Source organism: Steroidobacter denitrificans, from assembly GCF_001579945.1.
Classification (GTDB): Bacteria; Pseudomonadota; Gammaproteobacteria; order Steroidobacterales; family Steroidobacteraceae; genus Steroidobacter; species Steroidobacter denitrificans.
This window is the reverse complement of the sequence record NZ_CP011971.1, coordinates 3,272,073-3,289,812: the sequence shown is the minus strand read 5'-3', so window position 1 is coordinate 3,289,812 and position 17,740 is coordinate 3,272,073. Positions and strand designations below refer to the sequence as shown.

Here is a 17,740-nt window from a genome sequence, read left to right as displayed (position 1 = left end):
ATCGCTTCATTCACGGACGCCGGTTCATTTGCGGGCCGACCATCTCGTCCGTCTTGCCCGCGGGCAGGACTTCGCGAATGCACTATGCGGGCACGCTTGATCTCGGGGCGCGGGGCGTTCTACATTGGTCGCCGACGTTTTTCTTTCAGCAGCTCAGAGTTTCGACGTGGACCCACGTTTCATCGACGATCTGGCGCGGCGGCTTTCCGCCGCTGCCCCTCCCGGTCTCATCGCCATGCGCCGTGACCTGGAGCAGAATTTCAAGGCCGTGCTTCAATCGGGGCTGTCCCGGCTGGACCTGGTGTCGCGTCAGGAGTTCGATGTGCAGGCCGGGGTGCTGCGGCGTACTCGTGAAAAACTGGATGCACTCGAGGCGCGGCTCGCCGCGCTGGAGGCATCCCCCAGGCCGCCGACCGGTTCGGGCAGTCAGGACGTTCCGGCACCTGGAGCCTGAGACGAGATCCCGGTAGCAGGATTGCAGCGCCGGGCGGATACGACGAATGAACGCAGGGAGTGCGAGATGACAATGACAACGGTCTTGAGCCGTGCGCAGCATGGCATGGATGCACCGTTGGTGCGGGTGGAGGTGGATTTGGGCCGTGGTTTGCCACGGTTCACGATCGTAGGCCTGCCCGCCGCCGTAGTCATGGAAAGCAAGGATCGCGTACGCGCCGCGCTGGAGAACTGTGGCTTCGACTTTCCCGGCGGGCGTATCATCGTCAATTTGTCGCCGGCGGAATTACCCAAGGAGGGCGGCCGGTTCGACTTGCCGATCGCCATGGGGATTCTGCTGGCCGGCAGGCAGTTGCCGCAGGGATGCCTGGACGAAGTGGAGCTTTACGGTGAACTGTCCCTGAGTGGTGAGTTGAGCCCCGTGCGGGGCACCTTGCCCGCGGCGCTGGCGGCCAGCCGCGCCGGCCATCGGCTGCTCCTGCCGGCGGCGAATGCCGCCGAGGCCGCTCTCGTATCCGGTTGCCGAATCCTGACAGCCACCCATTTGAGCCAGATCGTGGCGCATGCGCGCGGCGTGTGTCAGCTGCCTGCCGTGATCGGTGCGCCGCCGCCGCTCATGCCTGTGCCCGGACTGGATCTGCGTGATGTCCGTGGCCAGTTTCTGGCTCGCCGGGCAGTCGAGATCGCCGCCGCCGGACAGCACAGTCTTCTGCTCGTCGGTCCGCCCGGTACGGGCAAGAGCATGCTGGCGCAGCGCCTGCCGGGTGTACTGCCGATGATAGGGGAGGCGGAAGCACTGGAAGTGGCGGCAGTGCGCAGTGTGGCGGGGCTGCCGACGCCGGCCGCAAATTGGCGTGTCAGGCCGTTTCGTAGCCCGCATCATACCTCCTCGGCAGTGGCGCTGGTGGGCGGCGGTTCGCGGCCTCGGCCGGGGGAGATTTCGCTGGCGCATCACGGTGTTTTATTTTTGGATGAGCTGCCCGAATTCGATCGGCGGGTACTAGAGTCACTGCGCGAACCTTTGGAAACGGGCACTGTGATGATTTCACGCGCCGCCCGTCAGGCGGAGTTTCCGGCGGCCTTTCAACTCATCGCTGCAATGAACCCTTGTCCTTGCGGGTATCTAGGCGATCCGCAGGGACAGTGTATCTGCAGTGCGGCGCTACCGGGCGCGTTTGTCGGGACCGTTGCTGGATCGGCTGGACATGCATGTGGAAGTACCGCGGGTTCCGGCAGGGGTGCTGCGGCAGCCGGTGGACGATGTGGAATCGAGTGCCACGGTGGCGAAAAGAGTGAGTTGCGCCCGCAGTATCCAGCAGGCGCGGCAGGGGATTACGAACGCCTGTCTCGGCGAAAAACAGGTGGAGCGCTTCTGCCGTGCCACCCCGGCGGCGCTGAGGTTGCTGGAGCGTGCGTCGGTTACCCTGGGACTGTCAGCACGCGCCTATCATCGGATCCTGAGAGTGGCACGCACCATCGCCGACCTGACAGGCGCCGAATGCATCGATCAGGCGCAGATCAGCGAGGCGATGGCGCTGCGTCATCTGGATCGGATCTGAGTCGGATTCGAGGAATCCGCATCGAGCCGGCGCCGGCGGCTCAGGATCGTTGCAGTGGATTGCCGGAGCGGGCTGTCGGGTTATGTCGGCCGGATTATTTGGAGCCGGCCACCATGTAATCGACGGCGTCCATGACGACCTGATCGGACAGATCGACGCGCCCGCCCTTTGCGGGCATGAAGCCGGCATCGCCGTGGAAGCCTTCTATTGCATGCTTGTGGAGCGTGTCCATGCCCTTGGCGATACGCGGCGCCCAGACGGCGGCATCGCCGTACTTGGGAGCACCCGCTATGCCGGCGCCGTGACAGGCTACGCAGGCCATATTGTAAGTTTCCTTGCCCGCCGTGCCCTCGGCCGGGGCGGCGGCTTGCTGGACGGGTTGCTCGGGTTCGGCAGGCTGGTCAGGCGTCACCAACGCGGAATTGTCTTCACCGGCAATCGCAAGTTTGGCGACGGGGGCAATGCGTTCGGCGATGGCGGCTTCGACCGCCGGATCCGCCTGCGTCACCGCATACTGCTTTTTCCCGACGAAGCGTGCCAGCCCGATGAGCAGGAGGGCGACCACGACCAGCAGGCCCAGGACGACCGTAAACGTGTTGTAGAACTTCTTGTCGTGATCAGCAGTCACAGCGGCTCCCAAGGAGATGGCGGCTTAACGAGCGCCTGTCGAAGAGGCGCGCAGTATAGCGGCGGCCGCGTCGCCGATAAACTCGAGCCGCCGAGGCCGGCGAAAAAGGCTGCTGGAAGCGGGCGCCCGGACCCTCTAAACTCTCCTCCCGCGGCGCCCGTAGCTCAGCTGGATAGAGTACTGCCCTCCGAAGGCAGGGGTCACTGGTTCGAATCCAGTCGGGCGCGCCAACTCATTTCTTGTACAGCCCGGAGACATGGGTAACAGACTGTACCTAAGACATGGGTGACAACCTCGTGCCGAACGGGTTGTCGATGGTCTGTAGGGTTCTCTGTTCCAGGTCGATATATCCCAGATCATAGTGCATGAAGCTCACCAGCCAAATGTCCTCGTCGACCTCCTTGATGCCCAGTCTCTGACCGGCGAGCACGGTGGAGACATTAATCTTCTTTCGATGCAAGCAAATACGGCCGCAGGCGGTGACGAGGATGTCGCGGTCGTGGAAGGGGTAGGCGAGTTCTGGTAGGCCCTCATAGGCTCTTGGAGAGGGTGTATACCGTTCGGCGGGCACCTTCATGTCGATCGCCTCATGAGGGCGTTCCTCGTTGAATTCGCTGATGAAAGCATCAAACCTGGCTTGCTGCTGCAGGACGTTCATGCCTGGCGGGCGGGTGGTCTGTGCCTTGAGGGTACGGTGCATACGCTCGTGCCGGCCGTTCTGCTGCGGGTTGCCCGGTTTGATGCGCTCCAGGGCGATGTTCAGCCTCAGCCACCACACGGAGAGCTTGGAGAGGTTGTAGAGGCCGTTGGGGCTTGCGAAGGGCAGGCCATTGTCGCTTCTGATCGCTGTTGGCAGGCCGCGCTCTCTGAACAGGCGTAGGAAGGCCTCGATGACGGGGGGGTTGACGGCTTGTGATGCGGGCGGCAGGCATGAAGACGCCGCGATGCATTCGACAGAACTGAAACGACCCTGTCCTCCGAAGCCTCTTAGTCGCCCGAAGCCTTGGCGCAGGGGGATGGCATAGGGGGAAGTGGAAGAACAGCTACTGCGGATCGCATCACTCGCTCGCGGACTACGCACAGGAACTGACGGAAGAGACGACCGAAATCCCGGAATCGCTGCGCTACTACATCGACTACGAAAAGATGGGGCGCGACATGGAACTAGGTGGCGACGTGTTCACCGTCGAAACCGGATATCAGGAGGTTCACGTCTTCTGGAACCACTGATCGCTGCGCGGAGCGCTTCGCGTTACGGCATGGACGCCGGATGCGGAGCGCTTCGCACTTTCTTCATTCAATTTTTCACTTTGCCCGTCAGGCTGCCGCGACTGATCAGCGGGCGCGCGGCTCGAACTCGACCACGAGCTGATACCCGAGAACGCGGGCGTAATTCTCCAGCGTCGAGAGGCGGGGCGACACGTCCGAATTCACGCTCTCAAGCCGGGAGATATTGCTCTTCCGGGTCCCGAGTTTTTCCGCCATCTGTTCTTGCGTCAGTCCTGCCGCCCGGCGGAGCGCGATCATGCGCCGCTTCATCTCGAATGCCGTGGCGAGCGCCTCGTACTCGGCCTTCACGCCGGGCTTCCTGAGCGCCTTCTTGCGAAACTGGTCGAATGTCGGTCTAGTCATTGTCCTGTACCTCCTTCATGCGTTTGCGTGCCGTATCCATATGGCGGGCCGGGATCGTGTTTCCCTTCTTGATCACCGTTATCAAAACCACAATCTCCTGCCTCTTGAGCGTGCAGAAGACAGAGCGGGAAATGCCTTCGCGACCCTTGGCGCGAATCTCGAATAATCCGCCGCCGAGGGGCGCGGTATGCGGCCTGCCAATCGTCGGGCCGAATTCCTCGATCAGCTCCACGACACGAAGGAACGACGCCAATATTCCTTTCGGCAAAGTCAACGTCTCTTGCTCGACCTTGGAACTGAAGAAACTGATCGTCCATGCCATATTCAAAAGTTATCATAATTGATAACTCGTTGTCAAGCGCCAAAGCGGGAACTCCCGGCCGTGCGACCTGCTAGGCCGCCCGCCGCTCTTCCACCGCACGCCCCAGCGTCGTGCGGTTCACCTGCAATGCCTCCGCCACCCGTTGCAGCGGAAGGTCACGCAGAAGAAGAACGGCCCGATCCACCGTCTCCGGGCTGATCGTGCGGCGGCGGCCCATCGCCTTACCGATACCTGAAGGACGTCCTGCAGCGCCTGCCGACCCAGCGGGCTAGCCAGATCTCAGCGTTACTACCGCATCAGTGGGTGCCGATCGAGATCAACTGATTGCCACCCGGGCAAGTGCGTATTCCGGACCAAGTTGACCGCTGATTCCGATTGAACGTGGCCGGTCGTCCCGGCCGAACGTGACCGGCGATTCCGATTGAAGATGACCGATTTCCGGCATTGGCCGGAATCCTCGGTCATCTTCGAGCGGAATGAAGCCAGTTCTGCGCTGGAACTTACATTTTTCTGGCTAAGCTGCCCGATTTTTTTGATTGGGGAGCCGATGCCAGCCAAACGGGGTGCCATGCGCAAAATCAAAGAAGTTCTGCGTCTGAAGTTCGAGGCGCGACTGAGTCACGAGAAGATCCCAGATCGCGCGCACCATGCAGGATACGCTCGATGCGTACGCCCTGATCGTCGATCGTAAAGAAAATGACGTAGGCGCCGTGAGCGCAGGACCGAATTCCCTTCTTCAACTCTGGTCGTTCGACGTAGCCAAGCGGTGCCTGGGCAATTTTGTGGGCGTGCTCAAGCAGTCCGTCTTCAAACTCACTGGCGCGTTCGGAATTATCGAGAGCGATGAAGTCCGTTATCTCGATGAGATCCGTCTCCGCCCGACGCGACAGCCGGACACGCACTACTTGCTCGGTGTCGCGCGTGCTTGCCGCCGCGCACGGTTTTTGGCTATGACTTCTTCAATCGTGCCGGCGCCTTCGCTGTCGATCCCTTCCTGGATTGCTGCCTTGAGCTCCGCGTGACGAATCTGACGCAGCTTTTCCTCGTCCTCAAGCAACCTTAACCCGGCGCGCACGACCTCGCTGACGTTGTTGAAACGCCCTGAGTCAAGCTGTTCCTTGATGAACTCCTCGAAGTGATTACCGAGAGCTACACTGGTGGGCATGGCTGATATCCACTAATTGTTAATAATAGATATTTAATCATACGCCCCCATGGTTGAACTGCAAGCCCGCCTTGATTTGGGCCAAGCGGACCTTGGACTTTGGAAGCAGTGCTCAAGATGGGCATTCCAGTCAATCAGCATGTCCAGCAAAGAGTTCGAAGTTTGTCCTCTCGGGCGCGCCATTTCATGTTCAAGCGAGATCTTTCCTCGCCCGCTCCTGTACTGTGCATCCTGGTCGCGTTTGCCAACTCGGCCGGCGGCCGGCTCATGATTGGCGTGGAAGACCGCACCTGGGCCGTGACCGGCGTGAAGGCTCTACTGGATCTCGAGGAGCGGCTTACAAGTCTCGTGGCAGACTCGATCGAGCCGCGTCTCCTCCCGGAGATCGAAATCGTCTCCCCCTTGCCCCCATTGACCAGCCCTGCGCGGGTTCGATACGTATTTACGTAATAACCTAGAAATGACTTGACACGAAAACCTAGAAATATTAGAACTTAATAACCTAGATATCGCATTGTGCGAAACCCTTGATTTAGGAACCGATCATGGCGACGCCCGCCGACAAACTGGCTGCCTCACTGGCCGTCCTGAAGGAGCTTCAGGATGCGGGGCGCGTTGCGCTCCGCGCCAGTGACATGACCCGGACGCATCGCGAGCGGCTGGTCAAGGCCGGGTTCATTAAGGAAGTGATGAAGGGATGGTACATCTCATTCCGGCCCGACGAGCCAGCCGGGGAGAGTACCTCGTGGTACGCCTCCTTCTGGGCGTTCTGCGCGTCGTATTTAGAGTCGCGGTTTGCAGAAGATTGGTGCGCCAGCCCCGAGCAATCCATCAGTCTCCATACGGGCAATTGGACCGTGCCGCGCCAATTGCTCGTGCGCTCCCCGCGTGGAAATAACAAACCGACCGGACTGGTTCACGACACGTCGATATTCGATGTCCGTCTGGAACTGCCGCCCGCCGCCGACCGGGACATGAAAGACGGCGTGCGGGTCTACAAGCTTTCCGCTGCACTGCTGGGGTGCTCGCAGGCGCAGTTCACCGCCCGACCCACCGAAATGCGAGCGGCGCTCGCCATGATTCTAGATGCCTCGGACCTGTTGAGCCGCTTGCTCGACGGCGGCCACAGCACCATCGCCGGACGGCTGGCGGCGGCCTTCCGAAACATTGGCCGTGAGCGGATCGCCGATGACATTACAGGCGCGATGCAAGCTGCCGGATATACGGTCAGCGAGAGCGATCCTTTCGAAGATCGCTCACCCGTATCGTTTAGCGCGCGTGAGACTTCGCCCTACGTTAACCGTATGCGCATGAATTGGGCGCGGATGCGTGAGGATGTGCGCGGCATATTTCCAACCGCGCCGGGGCAGCCCGCAGATGCCGCCGCCTACCTGAAACAGGTCGAAGAAATCTACCTCGACGATGCCTATAACTCCCTCTCCATCGAGGGCTACAAAGTCAGCGCCGTCCTCATCGAGAAAGTTCGTACAGGCAACTGGAACCCCGGTACCGATAAGGGCGATCAGGAACACCGCAATGCGCTGGCAGCGCGCGGGTATTGGCAAGCGTTTCAGGCGGTCGAGCAGGGCATCAAGAAGGTCTTGAGCAGCGAGAACGCCGGGCGTGTCGCCGACCGGGATCACGCAACGTGGTACCGCGAATTGTTCGGGCCGAGCGTGACGGCGGGCATTCTTCGTGCCGCCGATCTGGCTGGATACCGAAACGGTCCGGTCTACATCCGGCGCTCGATGCACACGCCACCGACCGTCGAGGCTGTGCGCGAACTCATGCCAGCGCTCTTTGAGCTACTGGAGCGGGAGCCCGAGGCGTCGGTTCGAGTGGTGCTCGGCCACTTTATGTTCGTCTATATCCATCCGTACATGGACGGCAACGGCCGCATGGGCCGGTTCCTGATGAACCTCATGTTCGCCTCGGGCGGATATCCGTGGACCATCGTGCCGTTGGAGCGTCGCGCCGACTACATGAGCGCGCTGGAACGCGCCAGTGTGGATGGCGACATCAAACCCTTTGCGAAGTTTCTTGCCGAGTTGGTGGATGTTCGAGCGGGTTGAGACCCATCATCCTGGCGGTTCTTGCTGCAAAGATTAAAGTCACAGAGTCACAAGACCGAAGGTTTTCCGCACCACAAGAACCAAGTGCTGTTCATATCTGTGGAGCGCTCTTTCCTGGGGATGCTTGAGCAAGCGGTCGGTGGAGAATATCGGGTCTTTGGCAAGGTCCGCGTGGCCGATATCGTCGGCGTCAATTCTATGTCCGATCGCAGCGTTTGGCAGCGCGCCTTCATCGTATAAGCGCAAAACACCTTGACTTCATCCTTTGCTCGAAAAAGGTGATATTGCGGTGGTTGCGGCCATCGAGCTTGATGACAGAACTCACCAGCAGCGCCAACACCAAGAACACGATGTCTTTCTCGTTGGTCTCTGCCAAGCGATTTCTCTTCCGCTAGTTCAGATTCCGGCACTGTGCGCGTATCCTTCCCCTATCTCAGGTATCCTTCCTCGACCTTGAATTCGATCCACATCGGTTTCGTGCCAATTGGCGCCCGTCCGTCCGTACGCGAGCTCGAAGGGCTCCCGATCGACTCGCTGTGGACCGGCGGGCATGTTGCCGCGCCCAATGGGAGCCCGGAGGCGATGATCGGCCTGGCACGGCTCGCCGCGCTGAGCTCGCGAGTGCAGGTCGGCACGATGGTGCTGCTCCTGCCGCTCTATCCACCCGCAATCGTTGCGAAGCAGATCGCCGATCTCGATCGCGCGAGTGGTGGGCGCATCGTCCTCGGGGTGGGGGTCGGTGGCGAGTACCCGGAGGAGTTCCGTGCATGCCAGGTGCCGATCGGCGAGCGTGGCCCGCGCACCGACGAAGCCATCACGCTCATCCGCCGTTTGTGGAGCGGTGCGCCGGTCACGCATGACGGGCGCTTTTATCCGATGGACAGCGTACGCATTCATCCGGCTCCGATCCAGGCGGGTGGACCGCCGATCGTGGTCGCCGGCCGGGAGCCACCGGCCATGCGGCGTGCCGCGACACTGGGCGACGGCTGGTGCCCGTATCTGTATTCCCCCGAGCGTTATGCGCGTTCGGCAACCTCGATCCGCGAGTTCGCGGCGAACCACGGGCGTGCGCTCGATGGCTTCGGCTGGTACGTCTGGGTGTTCTGCAATGTCGGCACGGACGGCCGTCTGGCACGCGAGCAGGCGGCACGGTCGCTCGGCGGCAACTATGCGCAGGACTTTCGCGCCATGATCGAGCGTGTGGCGGCTGCCGGAACGGCCGACGAGGTTCTCGAGCGGCTGTGTGCGTTTTACGATGCAGGTGCGCGCCACTTCATCCTGTGTCCCGCGACCGGTGATGCCGAGCCGGGTTCCATGATCGACCGGCTCTTCACCGACGTCGTGCCGCGCCTGCGCGCCTATGCCTCAGTCACCCAGGCTGCACACCGAGATACCTGAGATGGCTGCCGCAGCCCGCACGGCAATCCGATGCGCCGAAGCCTGCGATTGGGATCTGTCCCGCCGTCGCCCGGTTCAACGCGCACTCTGCGCAGCCTGAGCGTACGACCCTGAGTATCCTCACGCCTCGTGCTGCCAGCAGGTAATCGATGTGCCAACGCAGCGGCTTGCTCTTTCGCTCATGCCGCGCGATGCGTGCCTCGATGTTCCGTCTTGCCGATCCCGTATACACATAGACGCCGGCTGCGAACTCGAAGGTGCCGAGCCGCCCCACGCGTACGCGCAGAGATCGCGTGACCTCGATCACGAGTTGATAGCTGACGGCAGGGCGTGCATTCATCGTCGATCAACTGCCGCCCCTGCGACCGTGGATGAGCCTGCGGGACATCGAGGCGTGTCTGTGTTCGCAGGCTGAACGGCTCTATTCAATTCAATTGCGCTGGAGGTGAGGTTCCGCGAGAGGCCGTGCCTTATATCTGCGACTCTCAACAGCCGTCGTGCTCGGCTTATTCACCTATGATAGCGAAAGCGTCATGTGCCTCGCAATCGGTCTAAGCGTTCATAATGCGCGCAGCTTCGATAGTCATCGGTCGCATCGTACGTCAAGGGTGCTGTGCCGATCGCCGACGAGTCGTAGTTCGTCTGTAACTTGCGAGGACACTCCCGATGGGACTTCTGATCGACGGTCAATGGCATGATCAATGGTATGACACGGCTGCGAGCGGCGGCCGCTTCATTCGCAGCGAAAGCCAATTCCGTCACTGGATCACGCCTGACGGTTCCCCAGGCCCCGGCGGCGAGGGCGGATTCAAGGCCGAACCCGGCCGCTATCATCTCTATGTCAGCCTCGCCTGCCCCTGGGCGCATCGTGCTCTCATCATGCGGACGCTGAAGGGACTCGAGGACATGATTTCGGTGTCGATCGTGCACTGGCTGATGCGTGAGGATGGCTGGACCTTCGCGGCAGGCCCCGGCGTCATTCCTGACAGTTTGCACAACGCCCGCTTTTTGCATCAGGTCTATACGGCTGCGCAGCCGGACTATAGCGGGCGTGTCACCGTACCCATTCTATGGGACAAGGAACGACGTACCATCGTCAACAACGAATCCTCCGAGATCATCCGGGTACTTACCGGCGCCTTCGATCGGATCGGTGCAAAGCCGGGCGATTATTATCCGGTGAATCTGCGCGCGGAAATCGACGTGATGAACGCGCGGGTTTACGACGGTTTCAACAACGGGGTTTACAAGGCAGGTTTTGCGACGAGCCAGGCAGCCTATGACGAAGCGGTTGCCGGAGTGTTCGAGACGCTCGATTGGCTGGAGGAATGCCTGACGCACCAGCGCTATCTGCTGGGTAAGCAACTGACCGAGGCCGACATCCGCTTATTCACGTCGCTCGTACGCTTCGACGAGGTCTATCACGGCCACTTCAAATGCAACCGGCGCCGGATCGTCGACTATCCCAATCTTTGGGGCTTCACGCGCGAGATTTTCCAGCTTCCCGGTATCGCGGCAACCGTGAACATGGAGCATATCAAGCGCCATTATTACGAGAGCCATCAGACCATCAATCCCACCGGCGTGGTGCCTATCGGACCCGCTCCGGATTTCGCCGCTTCTCACGGCCGTGGGGTACTTTGAAGGGCGATCGGATCCGTAGCCGGCGAAATGCCACGGTAGCACCAGTCCTGCAGTGTCCCGGCAGGACCGCGCCGATCAGTGGGTCGCAGCCGATTCCTGCGAGACTGGCAGCGGCTCCAGGCGCTCGCCCTCCGGGGGCTCGAATCGGCGGCATACCTCGCCGAGCCAATCCCGAAAACGAATCACCTTCGGGAGTTCGAAGTGATGTGCCGGCGCCACGAAATAATAGGCATGATGCTGCCGCACGCTTTGTCCGCTGGCGCGCACCAGCCGCCCTGCGGCCAGATCGCCAGCCACCAGCGACCAGCGCGCCAGCGCCAGGCCATGACCCTGTTCGGCGGCCGCGAGTACCGACGCCGAATCGTCCAGCATCGGTCCTCCCTCGAGGCGGGTCGTGTCTCCGCCCACCCGCCGCAGCCAGTCCACCCAGGGTTCGTGGGTACTGTGCAGCAGGGGATACTTGCGCAAATCTCCCAGGGTCTCGATCGGACCCAGCGTCTCCAGCAGGGTGGGACTGGCTACAGGAAACACCCAGTCATCCAGCATCCTCTCGGCGCGCAACTGCGGCCATTCGCCGCCGCCGTAACGGACCGCGGCATGGAAATCGGTCTGCATGAAGTCGATCAGCTCCCGGCTGCTGTTGAAGCGCAGATCGATTTCCGGATGCTTCCGGTAAAAATCGCCCAGGCGCGGCAGCAGCCATTGCTGCAGGAAGGAACCCAGCAGACTGATATTGAGCAGGCCGCTGCTGAGATCCTGGCGCAGTTGCCCGACCGCGCGCGTCAATTCGGCCAGACCGCGCTGGATACCCGGCAGCAGGCGGGCGCCCTGCGGCGTCAGGCGCACGCTGCGGCTGTGGCGGATGAACAAGGGGGTTTCGAGAAACCCTTCCAGCGACTTGATATGGGAGCTGACCGCGGCGGTGGTGACATTCAGGGATTGTGCCGCCGCCGTGAAGCTCAGATGGGAGGCGACCGCGTCGAATGCCCGCAAAGCGTTCAAAGGAAGTTTCGCCGGATCATTCATCATTAAGGATAATTTTACTAATTCATAGTATTAATACGTTATTCCGGTGAGTATATAAAGATAATATTAATTATATAAGACGTGGGTATCCGGACTGCCGACATGCCTGCAAAGGCCTGAGGCTCGGCGGATCGAACCACCCGCCGACAGCTCGGCTCCGAGCCAGGACATTGAAGACGCCCATGGATGTGGCCGGCGGGAGTGGATCGCCGGCAAGTGTTCATCAGAATTCTCAGGCCGGAGCGTGCAGTGCCTGCTCCAGATCGGCGATCAAGTCTTCGGCGTTTTCGAGTCCTACGGACAGGCGTAGCAGATTCTGCGGCGTCACCGAATGCGGACCTTCTATGGAGGCGCGATGCTCGATCAGCGATTCCACGCCGCCGAGGCTGGTGGCGCGGGTGAACAACCGTGTGCGTGCGGCGATGGCGATGGCCTGGTCGCGGCCACCGCGCACGCAGAAGGACAGCATGGCGCCGAATCCGCCGTGCATTTGCCGGCGCGCAAGTGCATGCCCGGGATGTGATTCCAGGCCGGGATAGAAGGTACGCTCGATCGCCGGATGCGTACTCAGGAACGAGGCGAGGCGTTCTGCATTATCGGTCTGGGTGCGCACGCGACAGGCGAGCGTCGTGAGGCTACGCCTCAATAGCCAACAGTCGAATGGCGAGGGTATGTTGCCGGCGGTTTCCTGATAATAGCGCAGAGCGCTCGCCAGTTCCCCCGTGTCGCGGCTGACGACGGCGCCGCCCACGAGGTCGCTATGCCCACCGAAATACTTCGTACTCGAATGCATCACCAGGTCGGCGCCAAGTTCAAGGGGCCGCTGCCAGATCGGTGTCGCGAAAGTGTTGTCACAACAGACGATCGCATCGCGTTCATGCGCCAATGCTGCGATCGCCTCGATGTCGCTGAGATTCAGCATCGGATTGGAGGGGGTCTCGATCCATACCAGCCGCGTGTTCGCCCTCAGCGCGGCACGGACGGCATCGAGATTCATCATATCGACAAAGGTATGCTGGATGCCGTAGGGTGCGATGATTTCACGCAGCTGGGTGGCGGTGCCGTGAAACGACTGGATAGGCGCAAGTACGTGCTGACCGGGCCGTAGCAGGCTGAACACCGCCAGCGAGGCGGCGGAACCCGATGCAAATGTCGCCGCCTCCGCGCCGCCTTCGAGCGCCGCAATGCACGCCTCCAGTTCGCGCCGGCTAGGGTTGCCGGATCGCGCGTAAGAATAGCCACGCGAGAAGGCGCCATCGGCGTCGCGCTCGAACGTGGTGCTCAGGTACATCGGCGGCGCCACCGAACCCGTCGTGGACTCCACCTCGCGCCCGACCCGCACCGCCATGGTCTCGATTTTCAACACTGGTCTCCCGCTGACTGAGGTTGGTCAGTGTAAACCTCGCAGCAGCGGTCGGCAGTGGGGTTTGCCGTTGGATGATTGTTCTGCAGGCCTGTCGTCTGCAGGTGGATCTCCGGCCTGCAACTGCCAGGCCGAACCTCATCGAAGCGTCTCACGCCGCGTCGGCAAGCGGCACGACCTCACGTTCGGCTTCGTCGCCGGTAAGAACGCAGGGTCGAGTATTCCAGCGGGTCGGACTATCGAAGGACGGCAGTGTCCGCCAAGCCCCGGTGCGGATTCATTGCGATCGCCGGCGGAATGAGCTTGTAGACCACCGGCGTGACGATGCGAGCGACGAAGGTGGAGGAGATCAATCCTCCGATGATCACCCAGGCCAAGGGCGAGTACATGCCGGAATTTTGCAGCGCCAGCGGCATCAGGCCGCCGATCGCGGTCGCACTGGTGAGCAGGATGGGCAGAAAGCGGATCTCTCCCGCCCGTTCGATCGCCTCGTCGAGCGGCACGCCGTCGGCGCGTAAACGGTTGGTGAAATCCACCAGCAGAATGGAATTCTTGGTCTCGATGCCGAGCAGCGCGATAAAGCCGATCGTGGCGGTGAACGAAATGGAATAACCCGTCAGTGCCAGCATGACGATACCGCCGGCGATACCGAACGGTACGACGGTGAGCACGATCAACGTGCTCTTGAAGCTGCCGAATTCGAGTACCAGGACCGCGATGATACCGAGCAGGGCGATGATGGTCGCCGATTGCAGGCCGTCGAAGCTTTCGGTGCGTGACTCCAATTCGCCGCCCGGTACATAGTGATAGCCGCGCGGCCATTCCATCTGGTTCAGTCGCTGCAGCACGGCACCGGTGACCTTGTCGGTGTTGTAGCCGCTGCGCACTTCCGCGCTGATCACCACGGCGCGATCGCGGTTGTAGCGATGGATCCGCGTAGGCGCGGCGCTGAATTGCAAGTCTGCCAACTGGCTCAGCGGCAAGGTTTGCCCGGTCGAAGTCGCTACACGCACTTGTTCCAGCGCCGTGAGGCTCGCTCGAGCATTCATGGGTGAGCGCAGCACGATGTCATATTGTTCGCCGTCCAGATCCTGATAACGTCCGGCAGGAAGACCGGCGACGGCAAGACGTGTGGCGCGATCGAGTTCTGCCGTGGAGACGCCGAGCAGAGCCGCTTTCTGGGCATCCACCTCCAGCTTCAGGTTGGTGCGCTGGATGCGCACCGGGTTTTCCACGTCACGCGTCCCCGGTGTCGCGGCAACCAGTTTTTCCACCTGCGCAGCCAGTGCATACAGCCTATCCAGATCGTGGCCGATGACCCGAATTGCGATCGGCGCGGTGATCGGCGGACCGTTCTGGAATTCCCGCACGTAAATACGCGCATTCGGGTAGTGGGCGAGTCTTTGGCGAAGTTCGTCCAGCAAGCGAGGTGTTTTCCGGGTGTCATAGGATGTCAGCCTGACGAATATGTCACCATAGCTGGCGTCACCTTCGTTCCCCATCTCGTTGTAATAGATCTGGGGGTTGCCATGCCCCAGATTAGTGAAAAACCAATCCACCTGCGGCATGTCCTGCAACCTTGCTTCCACGAAGCGCAGCGCCTTGTCGGTTTCGGCCAGGCTGCTGCCGTCGGGAGTCTCGACCACGACCAGGAAATGCGGTGTATCGGCCTTCGGAAACAGGCTGAAGCCGATGATGCCGGCGACGATGAGCATCACGGCAAGACAGACCGCCAGCGAGCCCCACACCGTCCAGCGCGGGCGCGCCAGCGCACGATGCAACAGCGGCTGGTAAAACCGGTGGATACCTTGGGTCAGCGCCTGCAATACGCGGTTTCCCTCGGGCGCCTGGTGTCCGCTCAGCATGCGGCTGGCCAGGAAAGGAATGATCGTCAGAGCTACGAGCAGGGATGCGGCGACGGTGGCCACGACGGTCGTCGGCAACACTCGGATGAACTTGCCGGCGTTTCCGGTGAGCAGCATCAGCGGCAGAAACGCGAACATGATCGTCGCTGTACAGCCGACGATGGCCTGGAAGATTTGTTTCGTTGCCAGCACGGCCGCCTGGACGCGTGAATGGCCGGCACGCAGGAAGCGGGCGATGTTCTCGACTACCACGATGGAATCATCCACCAGCAGGCCTAGCGCCACGACGAAACCCGCGATCGAGATCTGATTCAGCGAGTAACCTAGAAAATGTAATATCGAGATGCCGATGGCGAGCGACAGCGGAATGGAAATCATCACCACACCCGCAGCGCGCAGACCCAGCGGCAACAAGGTGATGGCAACCAGTGCGATCGCGATGGCGAAATCGGCCGACAAGCGATTGAGACGACTGGCTACGTTGCGCGATTGATCGAAACCCAGTTCCAGGCGAATATGCCTGGGCAGTTGCTCCTGGAACTGCTGTGCGGCTTCCAGGATGCGATCGCGAACGCCGAAGATATTGTAGCTGTCCTTCTGATTCGCAGTGACGAATACGGCGCGCTGTCCGTTGTAGCGGCCGACGTAGCCATGTTCCTGAGTGTTCCAGCTGACCTCGGCGATATCGCGAACTCGTACCATGCGGTGCTGCGTGACCGCCACGACCGTGTCGCGTACTTCTTCCAAGGATTTATAGCTTCCCGAGGTCTTCAGGGTAAAATTGCGGCTGCCGATGTCGATCGAGCCGCCTGGCACGTTCGCATTGGCGCCTTGCAGTGCCTGCAGTACCTGTTCCGAATTCAGCTGCAACTCGGCCATGCGCGGCAGGTCCAGCGCGATGCGCAGCTCCCGTGGCGGATAGGCCCAGGTCTCGGCCGTACGTACGCCATCGACAGATTTGAGTGTGTCCTTGAGATTGCGCGCCTGATCCTCGAGTTCACGGTAGGACGCATCTGCGGAAACCAGAGCAAATTGCACAATGTTGACCAGGCCAGGATTGATCTTGCGAATTTCCAGCTTCGCCAGCTCCGGCGGCAGCAGTACACGCAGCGCATTGATCTCTCGCACGACTTCGTCGTATTTCCTGTCCGCGTCCACGAGACTGTAAAACTCGGCGAGAATGACGGCGACGCCGTCCTTGCTGTGCGATTCCACCGACTTGAGATCGTCTAATTCGCTGAGGCGATCCTCGATCGGCTTGGCGATCCGGCGTTCCACGTCCTGGGGCTCGGCGCCCGGGTAGATGGCGGTGATCTGGAACGCGGCCAAGGGAAAATAGGGATCCTCCTGGCGCGGGATGTTCAGGAATGAGGTGATGCCCAGCGCCACCAGCATCGCGAATGCCACCAGGGTGAATTGGTAGCGTCGTATCGGAAACTCCAGAAAACTCATGGAGCGGCTCCCGGAGACTCCGGGCCGACTATGTAAACGGCGGCACCGTCCTCGAGATAGGCGGCTCCGTCGGTGATCACATGTTCACCAGCGGACAAGCCGTCGGCGAGTGCCACTTCTTCGCCCTCGATGAAGGCGATACGAACCTTGCGGCGGTGCGCCTGCGCACCGGCTGTGTTTTTTTCGCCAGGTTCCAGCACGAAAACATGCGCATCGTGGCCGCGACCTTCGATGATCGCACCGATCGGTACATAGACCCGCTCGCCGGCATGCGCGGAGGAGGGTACGATTGCGAGGCGGGCAACCATGCCGCTGCGCAGCGGTAATTCGTTCGGCGCGAGCGACACCTCGATGCGAAACAGACCGCCGGATGGATCCGCTGCAGCGGCAATCTGGGTCACCGTGCCGGTGAGCAACGCTTCCGGGAGGGCATCCAGGCGAACTTGCGCGACATCGCCGTATTTCACCTGCACGATCTCGCGGTCGGCCAGGCCGGCATTCACGATGTAGCCTTCGTCCTGCGTGCCCAGTATCAAGACGGGTTCGCCCGCCGATACCATCTCGCGTTCCTCAGCCAGCTTGTGCAGAATGGTGCCATCGCGTGGTGCGACGATTACCGCATGGGTTCGATTGAATCGTGCCGTCTTGAGTGCGGCCCTGGCTATCGCCGCCCGTGTGCGAAGATCCTGCAACTGTTCCAGGCTGATGACTTGATCGGCATGCAGGCGCTTTCCGCGGTTCAAATCCCGTTGTGCCTTGTCGTGTTCCTGGCGCGCCTGTTCCACTTGCGCATCGATCTCGGTCTGTTCCAGCACGGCTAGTTTCTGGCCGCGACGGACCTGAGCGCCTTCCACGACGGTGATTTCACGGACGATGCCGCTGATCTTGAACGCCAGGCGAACCTGGTCTCGATTCGCAATCAGTCCGTGCGAGCGTATCGTCGCAGTGGCGGGGCCGGTGGCCGCAAGAACAACACGTACTGGCGTACTTTCCGCTGCGTCGTTCAATGTCGCATCGCGCCCGCAGCCGGACAGGGACAAGACGACGCCCACTATCACCGGCATCAACGCCCCCGGCATACTCCGCCGTCGTTGCCGGCCGGCGAATGAAGTCGCCGCATGCTCGAACGGCGCCGCCACGGAATCGATGTCGTCATGCATG

General features: G+C 61.3%; 17 protein-coding genes, 1 tRNA gene and 5 pseudogenes. 11 read left to right on the top strand and 12 right to left on the bottom strand.

The features are described from left to right. Nucleotides 1–166 precede the first annotated feature (166 nt). Entirely contained in the window at nucleotides 167–454 is a 288-nt protein-coding gene (gene ubiK / locus ACG33_RS14710) for a ubiquinone biosynthesis accessory factor UbiK (protein WP_066923542.1), read from the top strand. A 66-nt stretch (nucleotides 455–520) separates the two neighbouring features. Further along, nucleotides 521–2,012: pseudogene (locus ACG33_RS14705) on the top strand (YifB family Mg chelatase-like AAA ATPase). A 94-nt stretch (nucleotides 2,013–2,106) separates the two neighbouring features. Here ACG33_RS14705 and ACG33_RS14700 read toward each other — a convergent pair. Beyond that, nucleotides 2,107–2,640, bottom strand: coding sequence for a c-type cytochrome (locus ACG33_RS14700; protein WP_066922312.1), 534 nt, complete (start codon nucleotides 2,638–2,640; stop codon nucleotides 2,107–2,109). A 153-nt stretch (nucleotides 2,641–2,793) separates the two neighbouring features. Between ACG33_RS14700 and ACG33_RS14695 the strand changes: the two genes are divergently transcribed. Further along, nucleotides 2,794–2,870 (top strand) — tRNA-Arg (locus ACG33_RS14695). Nucleotides 2,871–2,914: 44 nt separating this feature from the next. On the opposite strand, the pseudogene ACG33_RS14690 reads toward ACG33_RS14695, so the two are convergent. Beyond that, nucleotides 2,915–3,535: pseudogene (locus tag ACG33_RS14690) on the bottom strand (integrase core domain-containing protein); the annotation flags it as partial. Between the two features lie 140 nt (nucleotides 3,536–3,675). Here ACG33_RS14690 and ACG33_RS17140 point away from each other — a divergent pair. Beyond that, nucleotides 3,676–3,870: pseudogene (locus ACG33_RS17140) on the top strand (antirestriction protein ArdA); the annotation flags it as partial. A gap of 105 nt (nucleotides 3,871–3,975) precedes the next feature. Here the strand turns inward: ACG33_RS17140 and ACG33_RS14680 are convergent. The 3 genes from ACG33_RS14680 to ACG33_RS16620 form a co-directional block, all read right to left on the bottom strand. Then, nucleotides 3,976–4,272: a helix-turn-helix transcriptional regulator gene (locus tag ACG33_RS14680; RefSeq protein ID WP_066922310.1), complete on the bottom strand. Its 297-nt coding sequence runs from the start codon at nucleotides 4,270–4,272 to the stop codon at nucleotides 3,976–3,978. Next, nucleotides 4,265–4,594: a type II toxin-antitoxin system RelE/ParE family toxin gene (locus tag ACG33_RS14675; RefSeq protein ID WP_066922308.1), complete on the bottom strand. Its 330-nt coding sequence runs from the start codon at nucleotides 4,592–4,594 to the stop codon at nucleotides 4,265–4,267. Before ACG33_RS14675 ends, ACG33_RS14680 begins: the two co-directional genes overlap by 8 nt. A 70-nt stretch (nucleotides 4,595–4,664) precedes the next feature. Beyond that, the gene (locus ACG33_RS16620) at nucleotides 4,665–4,811 is read right to left on the bottom strand and encodes a hypothetical protein (protein ID WP_210399105.1); all 147 of its coding nucleotides are present in this window, start codon (nucleotides 4,809–4,811) and stop codon (nucleotides 4,665–4,667) included. Between ACG33_RS16620 and ACG33_RS15915 the strand changes: the two are divergent. Then, nucleotides 4,805–4,918, top strand: a pseudogene (locus tag ACG33_RS15915) (transposase domain-containing protein); the annotation flags it as partial. The gene ACG33_RS16620 and the pseudogene ACG33_RS15915 overlap by 7 nt on opposite strands. Nucleotides 4,919–5,289: 371 nt before the next feature. Here ACG33_RS15915 and ACG33_RS16825 read toward each other — a convergent pair. Next, nucleotides 5,290–5,496, bottom strand: a pseudogene (locus ACG33_RS16825) (type II toxin-antitoxin system RelE/ParE family toxin); the annotation flags it as partial. Then, nucleotides 5,496–5,759, bottom strand: coding sequence for a type II toxin-antitoxin system ParD family antitoxin (locus ACG33_RS14665; protein ID WP_066922305.1), 264 nt, complete (start codon nucleotides 5,757–5,759; stop codon nucleotides 5,496–5,498). The gene ACG33_RS14665 and the pseudogene ACG33_RS16825, both read right to left, overlap by 1 nt. Before the next feature lie 108 nt (nucleotides 5,760–5,867). Here ACG33_RS14665 and ACG33_RS14660 point away from each other — a divergent pair, with 108 nt between their 5' ends. The 5 genes from ACG33_RS14660 to ACG33_RS14650 all read left to right on the top strand — a co-directional run bounded on the left by ACG33_RS14660 (nucleotide 5,868) and on the right by ACG33_RS14650 (nucleotide 9,229). After that, nucleotides 5,868–6,209: an AlbA family DNA-binding domain-containing protein gene (locus tag ACG33_RS14660; protein WP_237392732.1), complete on the top strand. Its 342-nt coding sequence runs from the start codon at nucleotides 5,868–5,870 to the stop codon at nucleotides 6,207–6,209. Between the two features lie 95 nt (nucleotides 6,210–6,304). Continuing rightward, entirely contained in the window at nucleotides 6,305–7,831 is a 1,527-nt protein-coding gene (locus ACG33_RS14655) for a Fic family protein (RefSeq protein ID WP_066922301.1), read from the top strand. Between the two features lie 21 nt (nucleotides 7,832–7,852). Then, nucleotides 7,853–8,071, top strand: coding sequence for a DUF2726 domain-containing protein (locus ACG33_RS16865; protein WP_157071817.1), 219 nt, complete (start codon nucleotides 7,853–7,855; stop codon nucleotides 8,069–8,071). Nucleotides 8,072–8,120: 49 nt separating this feature from the next. Next, nucleotides 8,121–8,288, top strand: a complete 168-nt coding sequence (locus ACG33_RS17135) for a DUF2726 domain-containing protein (protein WP_407696503.1) — start codon at nucleotides 8,121–8,123, stop codon at nucleotides 8,286–8,288. Then, nucleotides 8,243–9,229: an LLM class flavin-dependent oxidoreductase gene (locus ACG33_RS14650; RefSeq protein ID WP_066922299.1), complete on the top strand. Its 987-nt coding sequence runs from the start codon at nucleotides 8,243–8,245 to the stop codon at nucleotides 9,227–9,229. Before ACG33_RS17135 ends, ACG33_RS14650 begins: the two co-directional genes overlap by 46 nt. Here the strand turns inward: ACG33_RS14650 and ACG33_RS14645 are convergent. After that, complete coding sequence (locus ACG33_RS14645) at nucleotides 9,201–9,569, bottom strand: GIY-YIG nuclease family protein (protein WP_066922297.1); 369 nt, start codon at nucleotides 9,567–9,569, stop codon at nucleotides 9,201–9,203. The two genes, ACG33_RS14650 and ACG33_RS14645, sit on opposite strands and share 29 nt — an antisense overlap. A 326-nt stretch (nucleotides 9,570–9,895) precedes the next feature. Between ACG33_RS14645 and ACG33_RS14640 the strand changes: the two genes are divergently transcribed. Next, nucleotides 9,896–10,873 carry a glutathione S-transferase family protein gene (locus ACG33_RS14640; RefSeq protein ID WP_066922293.1) on the top strand — a complete coding sequence of 326 codons (978 nt, stop codon included), beginning with the start codon at nucleotides 9,896–9,898 and terminating at the stop codon, nucleotides 10,871–10,873. 75 nt (nucleotides 10,874–10,948) lie between these two features. Here ACG33_RS14640 and gcvA read toward each other — a convergent pair whose 3' ends face one another. The 4 genes from gcvA to ACG33_RS14620 all read right to left on the bottom strand — a co-directional run bounded on the left by gcvA (nucleotide 10,949) and on the right by ACG33_RS14620 (nucleotide 17,739). Continuing rightward, complete coding sequence (gene gcvA / locus ACG33_RS14635) at nucleotides 10,949–11,902, bottom strand: transcriptional regulator GcvA (RefSeq protein ID WP_066922291.1); 954 nt, start codon at nucleotides 11,900–11,902, stop codon at nucleotides 10,949–10,951. A 229-nt stretch (nucleotides 11,903–12,131) separates the two neighbouring features. Beyond that, nucleotides 12,132–13,262: a trans-sulfuration enzyme family protein gene (locus tag ACG33_RS14630; RefSeq protein WP_066923539.1), complete on the bottom strand. Its 1,131-nt coding sequence runs from the start codon at nucleotides 13,260–13,262 to the stop codon at nucleotides 12,132–12,134. A gap of 236 nt (nucleotides 13,263–13,498) precedes the next feature. Next, a complete protein-coding gene (locus tag ACG33_RS14625) occupies nucleotides 13,499–16,579 on the bottom strand; it encodes an efflux RND transporter permease subunit (RefSeq protein ID WP_066922289.1) in 3,081 nt (1,026 codons plus the stop codon). Then, the gene (locus tag ACG33_RS14620; protein WP_066922287.1) at nucleotides 16,576–17,739 is read right to left on the bottom strand and encodes an efflux RND transporter periplasmic adaptor subunit; all 1,164 of its coding nucleotides are present in this window, start codon (nucleotides 17,737–17,739) and stop codon (nucleotides 16,576–16,578) included. Before ACG33_RS14620 ends, ACG33_RS14625 begins: the two co-directional genes overlap by 4 nt. Between the last annotated feature and the right edge of the window lies 1 nt (nucleotide 17,740).